The following is a 16,285-nucleotide window of genomic DNA, read 5'->3' as shown; positions in this document are numbered from 1 at the left end:
TGCGGCGGCGATGATCCGTATCTCGCTCTCTACGCTCGCCTTCGTGTTGATTTCGTCCAGTGGCGCGGTCGCGCAGACGATGGTCGCGCCTGCCGACCAGCAGGCTGACATCGTCGTCACCGGGCGTGGGCTGGCCGATGCGCCCGGCGATCGCGCATACGACATCGTCACGATCGATCGCGCGCGAATCCAGGCGAACGCGAGCAATCGGCTGGAGAGCGTGCTGTCCGACGTCGCGGGGCTCCAGCAGTTTCGCCGATCTGATTCGCGCAGTGCCAACCCCACCAGCCAGGGGATTTCGTTGCGCGGGATCGGTGGGAATGCGTCGAGCCGCGCGCTGCTGATCTTCGACGGTGTGCCGCAGGCGGATCCGTTCGGTGGCTGGGTTGCGTTTCCGGCCTATGCGACGGGGCGGCTCGGGCGCATCCGCGTGACGCGGGGTGGCGGCAGTGGGTATCAAGGGCCGGGGGCGCTGGCCGGGACGGTCGAGCTTGAGAGCGCGACGCCGGATCAGGCTGCACCGTTCCAGGGCAGCGTTGCGTATGGCAGCCGGGATTCGGTCGATGCCCAGGGGTCTGCAGCACTTGTGCGCGGGTCTGGGTTTGCGACCCTGTCCGGCGCTTACACGCGGGGGGATGGCTTCACGCCGACCGTCGAGGAGAGCCGGGGGATCGTCGATCGTCCGGCGCCGTATGAGCAAGCGTCGGGGGCGTTGCGGACCGTCATCGGGATCGATGCGAAGACCGAATTGCAGATGAATGCGAGCGCGTTCACCGATCGGCGAGATCGGGGCAGCGACTTTACCGACAACAAGAGCGAAGGCGCGGATGCGAGCGTCCGGCTCGTCGGGCGCGGGCGCTGGGGGTATTCGGCGCTGGCGTATCTCCAGACGCGTGCGTTTGCGAGCAGCTTCAACAGTATCAATGCCGCGCGGTCGACCGCGATCCAGTCGCTGAACCAGTATAATACGCCGGCGACCGGACTGGGGGGGCGGATCGAGATCGCTCCGCCGCTGGGCGAGAGCATCACGCTGCGTCTGGGCGCGGATGTTCGCGACGTGAGCGGCAAGACACAGGAGCTTTATACGATCGTCAACACGGTGCCGACGCGGCGGCGCGAGGCTGGCGGGAGCACGACGACGACCGGCGTGTTCGCCGACGGGAGCCTGGTCGCGGGCGACTTCACGTTCAGCCTGGGTGGCCGGGTCGACTGGTGGTCGATCGACGGTGGCTATCTGTCCGAGCGGCCCCTGGCGGGTGGCGCGGCGTTGACCAACCTCCGGTATGCGGATCGCGACGGCAGCGAGACGACCGGCCGGGCGGGCGTAGCGTACCAGCCGGTCGATGCGATCACTTTGCGCGCGGCCGGGTATCGCGGGTGGCGACTGCCGACGCTCAACGAACTGTATCGGCCGTTCCGCGTCGGCAACGACGCGACCGCGGCGAACGCGCTGTTGGCGCCGGAGCGACTGACCGGGGTCGAGGGCGGTGTCACGCTGACGCCTGCGCCGGGGATGAGCATCGCCGCGACCTATTTCTACAACCGGCTGAAGGATGCGGTGGCGAACGTCACGACGACCAGTCCGGTGCAGGTATTGCCGGGGGTGACGACCTACCGCGTTCGCCAGAACCTCGACGCGATCCGCGCGCATGGGTTCGAGTTGGATGCGTCGTATCGGCCGGGTCTGTGGGGCGTTCAGGCGTCGTGGTCGCATACGAATTCGAAGGTCGAGGGGGCGGGGATTACGGCTGCTCTGGACGGTTTGCGTCCGGCGCAGACCCCGCGCGACCAGGTGTCAGGGACGGTCGACTGGCGGCGCGATGCGGCGGCAATGTCGCTGACGGTGCGGCATATCGGGCGGCAGTATGACGACGACCAGAACACGCGGGTGCTCGATCCGGCGACGACGCTGGACGCGTATGCGGCGCTGCCGATCCTGCGGTCGCTGGTTGCGGAACTGCGCGGGGAGAACCTGTTCAACGAGCGGGTCGAGGCAGGGATCAGCGGCGCTAAAATCGTCGAGCGCGCCACGCCGCGGACGATCTGGGTCGGGCTGCGCTACGGGCTTCGGTAAGAGTCAATCCGCCCGCAGCCAGGGAAAGAAAGGCAGCATGTTTCCCCGCGAAGGCGGGGACCCAGACTGGGCTCCCGCCTTCGCGGGAGAACAAGGTAGGGAAAGCGACGTCCCGACTAACACGCCTCCACCGGGGTGGTGCGATGGACGGTGAGGGAGCTTACGATCCTCCCCCGCCAGGGGGAGGATCAGCAGCCCCCGCGTTGACCCGTGTCTGGCGCACGACTAATGCCACCCCCGTGAAGGGTTCCCGGCGACGGGATCAAAAGGGAAGTCGGTGCGCGGATATGTCTGCAAGACCGGCGCTGTACCCGCAACTGTGACCGGATAGCGGCCACCCCGATATGCCACTGGGTCTCGGCCTGGGAAGGTGGGGTGGGCGCGGCGACCCGGAAGCCAGGAGACCTGCCTCTCACGGTCGATCCACTGCGCGGGCGGGTGTCCGGCGCGGACGAGTGCTCCGGTCATGCCGGGTTTCCTCGAGCGAGAGACGTCTGGCCGCCCGGCGAATGGTCGCTGGCGGTTCTGGTTAGGACGCAGCCGATGACGAAATTCTTCCTTCTCCTGAGCGCCGCGGCGATCGCATCGCCCGCCTACGCGCAGGACATTCCCGACCCCGACGCTCCCGAAGTCGTCGTCACCGCAACCCGCGCCGCACAACCGCTGAGCGAGATCGGCCAGGCCGTGACCGTGATCGACCGCGCCGAGATCGAGCGCCGCCAGACCACTGTGGTGTCCGATCTGCTCGCGACCACTCCGGGCGTTACGGTGACGCGCAACGGCACGGTCGGCGCGCTGACCAGCGTCCGCATCCGCGGTGCCGAGGCGGACCAGACGCTCGTCGTGATCGACGGCGTGCGCGTCAACGATCCCTCGTCGACCGGCGGCGGCTTCAACTTTGGCAACCTCCTTTCGAGCTCGGTCGAGCGGATCGAAATCCTGCGCGGCCCGAACTCGGTGCCGTGGGGCAGCCAGGCGCTCGGCGGCGTCGTCAACATCATCACCGAGGCGCCGACCGAAGGCGTGCAAGCCCGCGCCAACGCCGAATATGGCTATGCCGACAGCGTGTTCGCGAGCGCGGGCGTGTCGGGCAAGTCGGGTCCGGTATCCGGATCGCTGACCGGCGGATATCTGCGCACCGACGGCATCTCGTCCGCGGCCAGCGGCACCGAGCGCGACGGCTATCGACAATATGGCGCGACCGGGCGGGTCGGCGTCGAGTTCGCGCCGGGCATCGGCCTCGACCTGCGCGGCTATTTCGCGGACAGCCGCGTCGACATCGACGACGGTTTCGACCCGAATACGTTCGTGGTCGCAGACAGCCCCGCTTACTCCACTACGCAGGAGTTGTACGGCTATGCGGGGCTGCATGCGAACCTCGCGGACGGCCGATTCAACAACCGCGTGGCGTTCACGATCGCCGACATCAACCGCGACAATTACTCGCAGCCCGGCGGGGACGTGACGTTTCTCGGCCGCGGCCGCAGCGAACGCTACGAGTATCAGGGCGACTTCCGTCCGCTCGACCAAGTGCGCGTCGTCGCAGGCGTCGAGCGCGAGAACAGCCGCTTCAACGACGGCAGCACCTTCGCGCATACCGGCATCACCAGCGTCTACGGCCAACTGATCGTCAAGCCGGTCGACGTACTCACGGTCACCGGCGGCGTCCGCAACGACGACCACGACGATTTCGGCAGCCACACGACGTTCGGCGCCAACGCAGCGTTGGCATTGCGGACCGGCACCACCGTCCGCGCGAGCTATGGCGAGGGCTTCAAGGCACCGACCTTGTACCAGCTCTTCTCCGACTACGGGAACCGCGGCCTCGATCCGGAGACCGCGCGCAACTTCGATGTCGGCGTCGAGCAAGCCTTCCTCGGTAACCGCGGCCGCGTCGGGGTGACCTACTTCAATCGCCGCACGCGCAACCAGATCGACTTCCGCGATTGCAGCCCGGCCGAGCTGGAGACGGCCGATTCGATCTGCGCCAACCGTCCGTTCGGCGTGTATGACAACGTCGCTCGGGCCGAGGCGGACGGCGTTGAATTCACGCTCGCCCTGCGCCCTATCGATGCGCTGACGCTGACGGCGAATTACAGCTATATCGACACCGAGAACCGCTCGATTGGGGACAATTTCGGCAATGATCTTGCACGGCGCCCCAAGCAGACCGCGAGCGTCGATGCCGATTATCGGTTCGCGTTCGGCCTCTCCGTCGGCGGCACCGTGACGATGGTCGGCGACAGCTTCGACGAGGCGAGCAATACCACACGTCTCGACGGCTATGCGCTGGCCGGCGTGCGTGCGGAACTGCCGATCGGCGAGCGGTTCGCGGTCTATGGCCGCGTCGATAACCTGACCGACGCGCGGTACGAGACGATCGCCGGCTACGGCAATTACGGCCGCGCGGCCTATGGCGGCGTGCGGTTGCGCCTGAAGTGAGGCGCGGAGCGATCCTCCTCGCACTCCTGATCGGGGGCTGCGCAACCCCCCCCGGCGCGGGAGTAGGCGGGGGGATCGTCTCGACCAATCCGTGCGTGGATTCGGTGCTGGTCCGCATCCTGCCGCCCGCACGAATCGCCGCGATCAGCCATTATTCGCAGGACCCTTCCGCGACCTCGATCCCGATCGTCGTCGCGCGCCGGTTTCGCGGGATCGCCGGGACCGCGGAGGAGGTTATCGCGCTCCACCCCGATCTCGTCATCGCCAGCACCTATACGCCACCCGCGACTCAGGCGGCGTACGCGCGCGCCGGGCTGAAGATGCTGCTGGTCGGCATTCCCGACTCGATCTCGGAGAGCCAGGCGCAGGTCACGCAGATCGCCGAGGCTGTCGGCGCACCGATGGGTGGCGCGCGGATCAATGCCGAGATCGACCGCGCGGTGGCGCACTGGAGCAGCAAGAATGGACCGTCGCCGAGCGCCTTGCTCTATATCAGCGGCGACCTCGCGACCGGGGGGAGCACGTTGCTGAACGACATGATGACGCGCGTTGGCTTCCGAAACGCCGCCGCGACCTACGGCTTGACGCATACCGGCACGCTCTCCGCTGAGACGATCGTGACGGAGCCGCCAGCCGTCGTGATCGCCTCCGAACGCGCCAGCCGTGGCACGACACTGCGCCGCCGCCTGCTGCCGAACACGCCGCAAGCCGTCTTCCCGCGCGTGCTGATCAATTGCGGTGGGCCGACGATCCCGCCCGCGCTCGAACGCCTGGCCGCGATCCGGGCGGGGCTGTGATGCTGCACGCATACCAAAACCACCCCGGCGAAGGTCGGGGCCCAATTGGAATGGCCGGAGTAACGGATTGCCGCGCGCTGTCACGACCGTCTCCCAATTGGGCCCCGGCCTTCGCCGGGGTGGCGGTGGTGGCGGTGGTCGGTATGAGCGAGGAGGCGTTCTGATGACGCACACACTCAAACTCATCGCCCTCGGGTTGATCGTGATCCTCCTGTTCGGCCTGTCGCTCGGCTGCGGGAAAGTCTGGGTGCCGGCCTCCGCCTGGTTCTCCAGCGACCCGCGCTGGTGGATCATCCTCGAACTCCGCCTTCCGCGCGCGGTGCTGGGCCTCGCGCTCGGCGCAACGCTCGGTCTGTCGGGTGCGGTGCTGCAAGGCTATCTCCGCAACCCGCTCGCCGACCCCGCCGTCGTCGGCGTGTCGTCTGTCGCAGCGCTCGCGGCGGTTGCGGCGATCGTGTTCGGGCTCGGCTCCGGCCCCGCGATCTTCGTCGCCGCGATGCTGGGCGCAGGCGGCGCGGTCGCGTTGCTCGCCGCGTTGACGTGGCGATCGCCGAGCGCGATCACCTTCATTCTCGCCGGCACCGTGCTCGCCAGCCTAGCCGGTGCGCTGACCGCGTTCCTGATCTCGATCGCGCCGAACCCCTATGCGGTCGCCGAGGTGATCGACTGGATCATGGGCGCGCTGACCGACCGCGGCTGGGACGACGTGACGCTCGCGCTGCCGCCGATGGCGGTCGGTGCGGTGCTGCTGATGCTCACCGGTCGGCCGCTTGATGCGCTGGCGCTGGGCGAGGCGGCGGCGCGGTCGCTCGGGATACGCATGGGCCGGGTACGGTTGCTGGTCGTGCTCGGAACCGGCCTAGTCGTCGGCGCGGGCGTCGCAGTGACGGGCGTGATCGGCTTCGTCGGGCTCGTCGTACCACATCTGCTGCGACCGATCTTCGGCCACCGCCCGAGCGCCTTGCTACTCCCCTCCGCGCTCGGCGGAGCGGCGCTCGTGCTCGCTGCCGATAGCCTCGTCCGCCTCGCGCCCGGCGCGGGCGAAATCCGGCTCGGCGTCGCGATGGCAATGATCGGCGCGCCGTTTTTCCTCGGGTTGCTGGTCAGGGAACGAGGTCGCGCATGGATCTGATTATCGACGCGCTGGGCGTGAAGCTCGGCAAGCGCATCGTCCTCAGCGACGTGTCCGCGCACCTGCGTCCCGGCCGCGTCACCGCGATACTCGGCCCCAACGGCGCCGGGAAGAGCACGCTGGTCAAGGCCGCCGCGGCGCTCGTCGACCGCAGCACCGGCAGCGTCCGGCTCGACGCGCAGGACGTCGCGCATATGGACCCGCGCGCTCGAGCTCGCGCGATCGGCTATCTCCCGCAGGACGCAACGGTTCACTGGAACATCGTCGCGCGCGACGTCGTAGCGCTCGGCCGCCTGCCGCACCTCGGCGCGCATGCTGCTCCATCGCTCGAAGATCATGCCGCCGTCGACCGCGCGATGCACGATACCGAAACCGAACATCTCGCGGATCGCCCGGTCGGCGAACTCTCCGGCGGCGAACGGGCGCGTGTGCTGCTGGCCCGCGTGCTGGCGGGCGAGCCACGTTGGCTGCTCGCCGACGAACCGCTCGCGAGCCTGGACCCATCGCATCAGATCGACCTGCTCGATCGCCTGCGTGGCTATGCGCTCGGCGGGGCAGGGGTGGCGATCGTCCTCCACGACCTCGTCCAGGCACAGCGCGCAGCCGACGATGCGCTGCTGCTCGCCGATGGTCGGGTCGTCGCGTTCGGTCCTGTGGCTCAGGTGATGAACGCGGAAACGCTTGCGCGCGTGTTCGGCGTCCGCGTGGCGCCGCTCGAAGACGGTGACCGTCGCCTGCTCGTGCCCGTCGGACGCATCAAGGCGGCATAGACGGTCGACGCGCCGCGCCCGCGGCACTATCCCGCGCCGGGTGATCGATATTCCTGCCCCCCTCCGCCTGCGCCTAGACGGCGACGCTCTCGTCCAGAACTGGCGCACACTCGACCGCATGAGCGACACCGCAGCGTGCGGCGCCGCGGTAAAGGCGAACGGCTACGGCCTCGGCGCGATCGAAGTCGCAAGCCGCCTGGCACACGCAGGGTGCCGCGACTTCTTCGTCTCGAACTGGCAGGAAGCAGCCGAACTCGCGCCGCTGGGCCTGACCGTCTCCGTCCTCCACGGCGTTCGCAAAGAGGACATGCCCGCCGCGGCCGCCGGCTTCGCCCGCCCGGTCCTCAACACCCCGACCCAAGTTGCGCGCTGGAAAGCGGCCGGCGGTGGCGCATGCGACGTCATGGTCGACACCGGCATCAACCGCCTCGGCGTGTCGGCGGACGATATTGCAAGCGGCCTGCTCGATGGCCTTCAGATCGAAACGCTGATGAGCCACCTGGCCTGCGCCGACGAGGATGTACCGATGAACGCAGTGCAGCGCGACCGGTTCGCTGGGCTGGCAGGCGCCACGACCGCAAAGCGCATGAGTCTCGCCAATTCTGCGGGGATTGCGCTCAATAGTTATGCGTTCGACCTGACCCGGCCTGGTCTCGCGCTCTATGGAGGCATCCCGCGAGGTGAGTTTAGCGATACGATCCGACAGGTCGTCTGGCCCGAAGCGCAGATACTCCAGGTCCGCAGCGTAGCTGCGGGTGCGACCGTGGGCTACAGCGCGACCTGGACTGCACCCCGACGCACGCAAGTCGCGATAATCAACCTGGGCTATGCTGACGGATATGGCCGATCATTTTCTGGACGGGGTGTTGCCCGTACGGGGGACATCGACCTGCCGGTGCTGGGTCGTGTGTCGATGGACCTTCTGGCGATCGACGTCGATTCCACCCCCGGTCTGCAAGAGGGTGATTGGATCGGGCTTGATTATGCATTGATCGTCGCGGCCGATCAGTCGGGGCGCTCGCAGTATGAATTGTTGACAGGTCTCGGTGCGCGTTTCGATCGTCATTGGGCTTGAACAAAAAAAGGGGCCGCCTGACAGGCAGCCCCAAGAATATCTCAAAGCCTAAAGTTCAGAACTTGAATTCCGCACCCGCATAGAAGAATCGACCCGTGTTCGGATAGATTGCATCGCTGCCAGTCCCCGTCAATTCGTACGGCGGCAACTCGTTGGTGAGATTGTCGACGCCAAAGAAGAAGCGGTACTTGTCGTTCGCCCGAACGTTGATGCGTGCATTGTGATAGACGATCGGATCATAATACACGAACGGACGCGCATCGGGATTGAGCGCAGGGCGCCCCTGCGATGCGAAGAAGGTTTCGTACACCAGACCTGAAACGATCTGCTTCCCGACATACCGCGCATTGTAGGACAGTTCGATCGGTCCCGAATGAACCGCAGCATTGAAGGCACCCTGCCAACGCGGATCACCCAGCGTGCTGTCCAGACGATCGTACCGGTTCGGTTCGGTGATGTAAGCATAGTTCAGCCGATCCATGACATAGCTGACCTGGAACCGGACGTTCACCCCCCACTTTTCGCTGAAGTCCCGCGCATAGCTGGCGTCGAAATCTATACCCCGCGTTTTGAGCTGCGCGAAGTTGAACGGCTGGTTGATGAAGCCGATGCCGGTGCCCGCAGTCGGGAAGGTGAACTGCGCCTGGTCGATCGTCCGCGTGGTCTGGCCGTTGAAGGTCAGGTTGGTCGTGGGATCCCCCGTCGCGCGACGGAAGACGGCAGCGCAGAACGTATTGTCGATGCCGTTCGTATCGTCATAGCAGCGGTTGATGATCGCCTGTCCGGTCAGGCCGGAGATAACGTTCTTCACCCGGATGTTATAATATTCGACCTTGAGGCTCAGACCAGGAACCTGATGCGGGGTGTAAATCGTGCCAACCGTAAAGCTGTAGCCGATTTCAGGGGTCAGGCCGAGATTGCCCTGATTGACGCCAGCGACACCCGATGCCGACTGGTTCGTCCAGGGACGAACCAGTTGCGCGCCGGACTGTGGGTCGGCGAACGTAATCGTCGTCGGGATTCCGGCCGCTGCGCAGTTTGCGGCGCGGTTGGGATTGGCGGTGATGTTATTGCCGGAGTTGGTGCCGCCGGGCTGATCGCAGGGGTCAGTCAGGCCGTTCACGAAGGTCGTCGCCGCGGTCGCGTACAGGTTGGACAGATTTGGCGCCCGGACCGACCGCGCCAACGTGCCACGGAAGCGCAGGTCGCGGAATGGTGCCCAGATACCGCCCGCGTTCCATGCAACGACCGAACCGGTGTTGCCGCCATAGTCGGAAACGCGTCCGGCGCCCTCGATCGTCAGTTCGTGGATGAACGGAATGTTCGCGAGCAACGGCACGCGCAGCTCGCCGAACAGTTCCTTGATGTTGACCGATGGGGGATCGAACGTCGAGGCGGGGTTGAGGAAGGTCGCGCCCGATGCCGTAACCGGATCCTGTCCCGAGAACGCGTCCTCGCGGCGATATTCGCCACCGAAGGCGAAGCCGACGGGGCCGCCAGGCAGGCTGAACAAACCGGACGAGTCGCCGGACAGCGAAGCCGTCACGTCGATTTCCTCGGCCCACTGATCGCGGGTCGACGTGTAGAGCGTGTAACCGAGCGCGCGGCTGTCGTAGCGGTTCGCACCGAACAGGTTCAGCGGAACGCAGTTGGCATCGTCGTTCGCCGCGTTGGCGTCGGCGTTGACGCTGCAGACGACGCGTTGGCCCGCTGCGTTCTGCACGAAGTTGCTGCCGGCATAGTTGGCCGGCGCGACGACGGCATTGATGGCGCGCCCGTAATTGGCGAGCAGGACGTTACCGCCCGTCCGATATCGGTTTTCGGTGCGACCATAGTTTCCGGCGACTTCGTAGTGAAGGTTACCGGTCTTGCTGATGTCGCCCTCGACGCCGATCACGCCACGATAGGTCTCGCGGTTGTGAAATTCCGAACGCGTGCCGAAGTCGTTGTTGAAGCGGTTCAGCGTGAAGCTCGTCGCGCCCGGTGCCAGGATCGAGCTCAGCGTTGCACGGTTCGCGGCGGACAGGAACGGGTTGTTGACGCTGAACGTCGACGACAGCGTCCCGCCGGTGAAGGTCGGCTGGGTTGACTGCTGCTCGACATCCACCTTGACGTACGTTGCCTCGATGAATGGCTTGAAGGCTGGCGAGAAGTTGCCGCTCAAATTGATGTTGGCGACATACCGTTCGTTCTTCGGCAGCAGCATGGCATCCTCGACACCCGTGGCGCCCAGACCGCCCAGAACACCGCCACCGATCGAGCGAAGGTCGGTGATGTTGCTGTCGCGTGCCAGCGAGCCATCGGGCTGGAAGACATAGGTATAGGCAATCGGGCTACCGGTCGGCGACACTTGTCCCGTGCAGACGTTGGTTCGCTGGGTCAGGTTTGCCGCGGTCGGCGTGGCGGGGCACGACGTGATGACACTGCCACCGGTCGAACGATTGCTGAATACGCTGCCACGGGGAACGAACGCCGTATTCGGTACGCCGTCGAAATTGCGATTGGGGGCAGACGTGCTCTGCGACGTGATGAAGGCCGGCGTCCCGCTCAACGCGCCAAGATAGTCGCGATCCTTGTAGAAGACCGAGTTTGCCCGCGAATACTCGCCGGAAGCGGTAAGATTGATCTTCCCGTCGAAGAAGTTGTGGCCGGCAACGGCGCTGAGCAGATAGGTACCGCGGTCGCCATAAGACGTTACGCCACCCTGGCCGCGAAGTTTCAGGCCTTCGTAATCCTTGCGCAGGCGGAAGTTGACGACGCCTGCGATCGCGTCGGATCCGTAGATCGCGGAATTGCCACCGGTGACGAGGTCGACCGACTCCACCAGGTCGTAGGGGATCGTGTTGACGTCAGGCGTATAGCTGCCGGGCACGGCGGTCACGATGCGGCGTCCATTGACCAGGGTCAGCGTACGCGCGGTACCCAACCCGCGCAGATCGAGGAGATTGAGGCCCGCGGTGCCAATGCTGCCCGTCGAGTTTGCTTGGCTAAACGTTGAGCGAAGCTGCGGCAACTGGTTGAGCGCGTCGCCGAGCGAAACATCGCCACGCGTGCCCAGCAACTGTGCTGCCGTGATCGTCGTAACGGGTACCGCTGCATCGATATTCCGGCTGACGCGGATACGCGAGCCGGTGACCGTGATTTCGTCATCGGCAGCCGCGGTCTGGTCCGTTGCATCGGACGATTCTCGCTGACCGGCCGCAGACGGCGGCGGCGTTGTCGCGGCGCCGGGTTGTACCGGACCATAGGGTGTTCCGACGCCGTTCGTCTGCGTTTGCGCGGTCGCTAAGCCGGGCAGAAAAAACAAGGTACCGGCAAGCGCTGTTGCGCTCGCTAAGCGAGAAATCACCATTAATAACCCCCGTTTACAGGTCTTTATGACGCTGAACGGAACCACGGTGCCGCCAAACCTGGCGGACACGCAATGATTAATGGCAACTTATTAAATTTTCTGTCACTTTAATATAATTCTGTAACATATCCGCAACATAAGGTCAGTTTTCCTACCTTTCCAGGCACATGGCAATTCCCATGCCGCCGCCGATGCAGAGAGTCGCCAGTCCGCGCTTGGCGTCGCGCTTTTGCATCTCATAGATCAGCGTCGTCAGGACGCGCGCGCCACTGGCGCCGATCGGGTGGCCGATCGCGATCGCGCCGCCGTTGACGTTGACCTTCGATGCGTCCCAGCCGAGTTCCTTGCCGACCGACAGCGCCTGGGCGGCAAAGGCTTCGTTGGCTTCGATCAGGTCGAGGTCGGCGAGCGTCCAGCCGGCTTTCTTCAATGCGCGCCTTGTGGCGGGGACGGGACCGATGCCCATGATCGAGGGGTCCACACCGGCCGACGCCCAGCTCTTGATCGTCGCGAGGATCGTCGAGCCACGGCGTTCGGCTTCGTCGCGACGCATCATGACGAGCGCGGCGGCGCCGTCGTTGAGGCCGCTGGCGTTAGCCGCCGTTACCGTGCCGTCCTTCTTGAACGCGGGCTTCACGCCCGAGACGCTCTCGATCGTCGCGCCGGCGCGGATATATTCGTCGTCGGCGACGATGGTGTCGCCCTTGCGGCCCTTGATCGTGACGGGCGCGATCTCGTCTTTGAAGCGGCCCGAACCGCGTGCGGCCTCGGCCTTGTTCTGCGAGGCGACCGAGAAGGCGTCCTGTTCGCCGCGCGTGATCTGGTATTGCTCGGCTAGATTCTCGGCGGTGATACCCATGTGATACCCGTTGAAGACGTCGGTCAGGCCGTCGCTGACCATCGTGTCGACGAGGCTGAGATTGCCCATCTTCTGGCCGCCACGGATCGACTGCGCATGAGCGGAAAGCGACATTGATTCCTGGCCACCCGCGACGACGATGGTCGCGTCGCCGGTCTGGATCGCCTGTGCCGCGAGTGCGACCGCGCGGAGGCCCGAGCCGCAGACCTGGTTGACGCCCCAGGCGGGGATCTCCTTGGGAACACCTGCGGCCATCGAGGCCTGGCGGGCGGGGTTCTGGCCCTGGGCTGCGGTGAGGACTTGGCCGAGGATCACTTCGGAGACGTCTTCGCCGGCCACGCCCGCCTGTTCGAGCGCGGCTTCGATCGCGATGCGACCGAGTTCGTGCGCAGGTACGCTCGCGAACGCGCCGAGGAAGCTGCCGACGGGGGTGCGCTTGGCGGCGGTGATGACGACGTCGTGGGGGTTCAGGTCGGTCATGTCGGGATCCTCTATGGTTGGACCCCATGTAGGTCAGCCGAGCGCGGCGATCCAGTTGGCGAGCGGTTCCCACAGGCGCGAGCGAGCGGAACGGCCGACGATCATGCCGACATGGCCTGCGCCGAGGTCGCGGCGGTCGGCGAGGCCGATCGCGGTGGCGGCGGGGACGATGTGGTCGCTGAGTGAAACGAACTCGACCGTGGGGCAGGCTAGCGCGGCCGGATCGACCGGGGTACCGGCGATGTCCCAGCGGCCTTTGCCGGGGAGGTCGTTGGCGATGCAGTCCTCGAACAGCGAGGCGGCGGCGGCGTAGGGAAGGGGGGCGCCTGCGTTGGCCCAGTCCTCGAGCCGGACGAACGCGCGGGCCGCGTCGCTGTCGGGGGGGAGGTCGGCGAAGGCTTCGTATTTGGCGATCGTGCGCGCAGGGTCGAGTTGCCAAAAGCCGGCCTGGAGCACTTCCATCGGGAGCAGGCCGAGCATCGCGGCGGCGGGCTGGACCGCAGCCCAGGTCGCGGCGAGCGTGGGGCGGCCCTCGCCATAACCCGCGAAGTGCCAGGGGGCGGCGATCGTCGCGACACCGGCGGTGGGCGTGATCGCAGCGGCGCCCAGCGCGAGCGTGCCGCCGAGGCAATAGCCGACCAGTACCGGCGGCTCGGGCAGTGCCTGGAGCAGCGGGACGAGCAACCGCTCGACATGCGCCGCCAGATCGAGGTCGCGGTCCGCGTCGCCGGGTGATCCCCAGTCGACCAGCCAAACGTGGAATCCTTGCTTAGCGATCCATTGCACCAGCGAAGACTCGGGCGAGTGATCGAGGATGTCGGGCGGGTTTATCAACGATGGGACGAACACGACGGGACGCCCTTCGCCGCCATAGTCGCGCAGCGCGACCCGGCCCGCGCGGTGGATCGCAGGCCGCGAAACGGGGCGTTCCTCTCGCGGTGCGCTCTGATAAGCGCGCAATCCCGCTAGCGCGCGGGCCATCCGTTCGGGCGATGCTGCAGTCTCGTTGCGCAGCACGGAAAGGAACAAGGGTAAGGGCCTCGGACCTTGTTGCGGTGCGTCATCAAAGACTGTAGCCTCCGTTTCAAACATAAGACGGGGGATCCATGAAGAAGCAAAAGGCTGCCGACGGAATCGTCATCATCAAGAAGTACGCCAACCGGCGGCTCTATAACACCGAGTCGTCATCCTACATCACGCTCGATCATCTCGCGACGATGACTCGCGAGGGACGCGACTTCAAGGTGGTCGATGCGAAGACCGACGAGGACATCACGCACAATGTCCTGACGCAGATCATCATGGAGGAGGAGAGCCGCGGCGAGACGATGATGCCGGTGAACTTCCTGCGCCAGTTGATCTCGATGTACGGCGATTCGATGCAGACGATGGTGCCAGGGTATCTGGAGGCGTCGATGGACAGCTTTCGTCGCAACCACGACCAGTTCAAGTCCGCAGTCGAAGGCGCGTTCGCGAACTCGCCCTTCGCCGACATCGCCAAGCGCAACCTCGAGATGTTCGACGCCGCAACACAGGCGATGACGCCGCCCGCACCTGCGCCTGCACCCGCCGCCAGCAAGGACGATGAGATCGCTGCGCTGCGCAACGAACTCGCCAAGTTGCAGGAAAAGGTCGAGAAGCTCGGCTGAACGATGGCCCCGGTTCTGTGGAGTGTGAGCGGAGGTCTCGCCGTGCTGGCCGTGGTGGCGGGGCTTGGCGAACGTAGACGGCGCCGTCGGCGCGATCCGGATTCGGTGGGCTGGGTCGACTGGCCGGCCGTCCAGATGCTGGCGCTGATCGGACTCGCGGTGACGATCGGCCTCGCGTTCAAGACTTGAGGTAACCGCGCCTCGTCAACGGGCAGCGTCGGTGCGCAGGCGATAGACGCTCTGCGGCAACCCGCCGATCTTCACCGAGCCGACCAGTCGATACCGCGTGGCGATCGCGCGCAGTACGAGCGCCTGGGTCGCGAGGTTCGTGCTGGGCTTGGGCGCGCGTACGACGATCACGCCGGGCCGGGCTGCGAGCAACCGCGCGACTTCCACGACCGGATCGACTCCCGTGCCGTGCGATTCGGCCGTCTGGCCAAGATGACTGCGGAAGATATACGGCGTTGGCAGGCAGGACCGGGTCAGGAAATAGAGGATCGGCTCGCTGCCATAGGCGAACATGCAGCCGCGGGGTTGCTGGCCGATCATCTGGACGAGTTGCGCGATCTGGCGCGCATTGCCGCGCCGTCCGATGCGGATACTCGTCATGACGGTCGCCGCCAGTGCGCCGAACACCAGTACGGCGGCAAGGCGGACCATGGTCGTGCGGACGGTCGGGCCGCTCAGCCCCGTGCCGGCGGCGACCGACAGCGGCAGCGCGAGGGGCAGCAGATAGAGCAGCTCGAACGTATGCATGATGAGGATCGCGATCACCGCCGCCGCGAGCCATCCCAGCGCGAAGCTTCCCGCCCGACGGCCACGCCATGCAAGCCAGGCGAGCGGCAGGCTCATGCCGACGCCGCCCAGCAGCTTCAGCAGGTTTGAGTTGAGCGTATCGTCGTCCTGCTGACCGAAGATCGAAAGGAAATTGGCGAAGACGAAGGCGTCGCCGTGGCCGGCCGCGGCATAGACTATCCAGGCAAGCGCGGTCGGGAACAGCGCTGCGCCGATCCACAATCCGGCATCGGCCGCCAGGCGACCGATCGACCGCCCCTCGCGATACGCGGCCCACACCAGCGTCAGACCGAAAAATATACCCTCGAACATGGCGGTGTATTTGATCTGCATCGCCAGACCGATCAGCAGCATCGCCCCGGCACCGCGCAAGGAGATGTGCCGGTGGCCGCGCGTCGTATCGAGCATCAGCAGCGCGGCAGCCGCCATCAAGGCATTGCCCCATATTGCCGACTGCCCGCCCGCACCGTCGAACACGATGATCCAGACGAGATAGATCAGCGCCGCGCCGACGCTCGCCACCGGGTTCGCGTCATCGGAGCACAGGCGGCTGACGATCCGCGCGACCAGGAATGCCGTGGCGGTGGCGACGAGCGTCGCGGCAAGCTGGTACATCAGCACGCCATCGCCGCCGACGCTGCGGATGCCGGCGAAGATCAGGAACAGGCCGACCGGCTTGCGATCGAAGATGTCGACGAATGGCCATGCGCCGTGCAGCAGGCGATCGCCGACCAGCAGGTAGAATTGCTCGTCGCTATGGATCACCGGATTGCCGAAGAACGGACTACGGAGCGCAAAGGCGACGAGGAGCAGCAAGATTGCCTGCCCCGATCGGTGACGCAGGCTAAACATGGGCAGTC

At 65.9% G+C, this 16,285-nt stretch carries 12 protein-coding genes and 1 riboswitch; of the genes, 8 read left to right on the top strand and 4 right to left on the bottom strand.

All coding sequences use genetic code 11. The annotated features are described in order from the left end of the window. Positions 1-10 precede the first annotated feature (10 nt). The 6 genes from E5673_RS17880 to E5673_RS17855 all read left to right on the top strand — a co-directional run bounded on the left by E5673_RS17880 (position 11) and on the right by E5673_RS17855 (position 8,290). Entirely contained in the window at positions 11-2,074 is a 2,064-nt protein-coding gene (locus tag E5673_RS17880; protein WP_136191037.1) for a TonB-dependent receptor, read from the top strand. Between the two features lie 227 nt (positions 2,075-2,301). Beyond that, positions 2,302-2,502, top strand: a riboswitch (cobalamin riboswitch). 115 nt (positions 2,503-2,617) lie between these two features. Next, a complete protein-coding gene (locus tag E5673_RS17875; RefSeq protein ID WP_136191036.1) occupies positions 2,618-4,516 on the top strand; it encodes a TonB-dependent receptor in 1,899 nt (632 codons plus the stop codon). Further along, positions 4,513-5,313 (top strand): ABC transporter substrate-binding protein, encoded by an 801-nt coding sequence (locus E5673_RS17870; protein WP_136191035.1) that lies wholly within the window; start codon positions 4,513-4,515, stop codon positions 5,311-5,313. The genes E5673_RS17875 and E5673_RS17870 overlap by 4 nt, the downstream gene beginning before the upstream one ends. A 163-nt stretch (positions 5,314-5,476) precedes the next feature. Further along, entirely contained in the window at positions 5,477-6,445 is a 969-nt protein-coding gene (locus E5673_RS17865) for an iron ABC transporter permease (protein ID WP_136191034.1), read from the top strand. Further along, the gene (locus E5673_RS17860; protein ID WP_136191033.1) at positions 6,436-7,215 is read left to right on the top strand and encodes an ABC transporter ATP-binding protein; all 780 of its coding nucleotides are present in this window, start codon (positions 6,436-6,438) and stop codon (positions 7,213-7,215) included. Before E5673_RS17865 ends, E5673_RS17860 begins: the two co-directional genes overlap by 10 nt. 49 nt (positions 7,216-7,264) lie before the next feature. After that, a complete protein-coding gene (locus tag E5673_RS17855) occupies positions 7,265-8,290 on the top strand; it encodes an alanine racemase (RefSeq protein WP_210731892.1) in 1,026 nt (341 codons plus the stop codon). Between the two features lie 55 nt (positions 8,291-8,345). Here E5673_RS17855 and E5673_RS17850 read toward each other — a convergent pair whose 3' ends face one another. The 3 genes from E5673_RS17850 to E5673_RS17840 all read right to left on the bottom strand — a co-directional run bounded on the left by E5673_RS17850 (position 8,346) and on the right by E5673_RS17840 (position 14,010). Next, the gene (locus tag E5673_RS17850; RefSeq protein ID WP_168711664.1) at positions 8,346-11,597 is read right to left on the bottom strand and encodes a TonB-dependent receptor; all 3,252 of its coding nucleotides are present in this window, start codon (positions 11,595-11,597) and stop codon (positions 8,346-8,348) included. A 196-nt stretch (positions 11,598-11,793) separates the two neighbouring features. After that, complete coding sequence (locus E5673_RS17845; RefSeq protein ID WP_136191030.1) at positions 11,794-12,981, bottom strand: acetyl-CoA C-acetyltransferase; 1,188 nt, start codon at positions 12,979-12,981, stop codon at positions 11,794-11,796. Between the two features lie 33 nt (positions 12,982-13,014). Further along, a complete protein-coding gene (locus E5673_RS17840; protein WP_247599462.1) occupies positions 13,015-14,010 on the bottom strand; it encodes an alpha/beta fold hydrolase in 996 nt (331 codons plus the stop codon). Positions 14,011-14,087: 77 nt separating this feature from the next. Here E5673_RS17840 and phaR point away from each other — a divergent pair, with 77 nt between their 5' ends. Further along, positions 14,088-14,630 (top strand): polyhydroxyalkanoate synthesis repressor PhaR, encoded by a 543-nt coding sequence (gene phaR, locus E5673_RS17835; RefSeq protein WP_056065197.1) that lies wholly within the window; start codon positions 14,088-14,090, stop codon positions 14,628-14,630. Between the two features lie 24 nt (positions 14,631-14,654). Further along, positions 14,655-14,819: a hypothetical protein gene (locus tag E5673_RS17830; protein ID WP_247599461.1), complete on the top strand. Its 165-nt coding sequence runs from the start codon at positions 14,655-14,657 to the stop codon at positions 14,817-14,819. 15 nt (positions 14,820-14,834) lie between these two features. Here E5673_RS17830 and E5673_RS17825 read toward each other — a convergent pair whose 3' ends face one another. Next, the gene (locus tag E5673_RS17825) at positions 14,835-16,277 is read right to left on the bottom strand and encodes a hypothetical protein (RefSeq protein WP_136191027.1); all 1,443 of its coding nucleotides are present in this window, start codon (positions 16,275-16,277) and stop codon (positions 14,835-14,837) included. Between the last annotated feature and the right edge of the window lie 8 nt (positions 16,278-16,285).

The organism is Sphingomonas sp. PAMC26645 (genome assembly GCF_004795835.1).
In the GTDB taxonomy this organism is placed as follows: domain Bacteria; phylum Pseudomonadota; class Alphaproteobacteria; order Sphingomonadales; family Sphingomonadaceae; genus Sphingomonas.
This window is presented reverse-complemented; position numbering and strand designations above follow the sequence as displayed.

What these genes read in the sequence shown, in the direction of transcription:
- E5673_RS17880 (WP_136191037.1), top strand. Translation starts at nt 11, where the DNA reads ATGATCCGTATCTCGCTCTCTACGCTCGCCTTCGTGTTGATTTCGTCC.
- E5673_RS17875 (WP_136191036.1), top strand. Translation starts at nt 2,618, where the DNA reads ATGACGAAATTCTTCCTTCTCCTGAGCGCCGCGGCGATCGCATCGCCC.
- E5673_RS17865 (WP_136191034.1), top strand. Translation starts at nt 5,477, where the DNA reads ATGACGCACACACTCAAACTCATCGCCCTCGGGTTGATCGTGATCCTC.
- E5673_RS17860 (WP_136191033.1), top strand. Translation starts at nt 6,436, where the DNA reads ATGGATCTGATTATCGACGCGCTGGGCGTGAAGCTCGGCAAGCGCATC.
- E5673_RS17845 (WP_136191030.1), bottom strand. Translation starts at nt 12,981, where the DNA reads ATGACCGACCTGAACCCCCACGACGTCGTCATCACCGCCGCCAAGCGC.
- phaR (WP_056065197.1), top strand. Translation starts at nt 14,088, where the DNA reads ATGAAGAAGCAAAAGGCTGCCGACGGAATCGTCATCATCAAGAAGTAC.
- E5673_RS17825 (WP_136191027.1), bottom strand. Translation starts at nt 16,277, where the DNA reads ATGTTTAGCCTGCGTCACCGATCGGGGCAGGCAATCTTGCTGCTCCTC.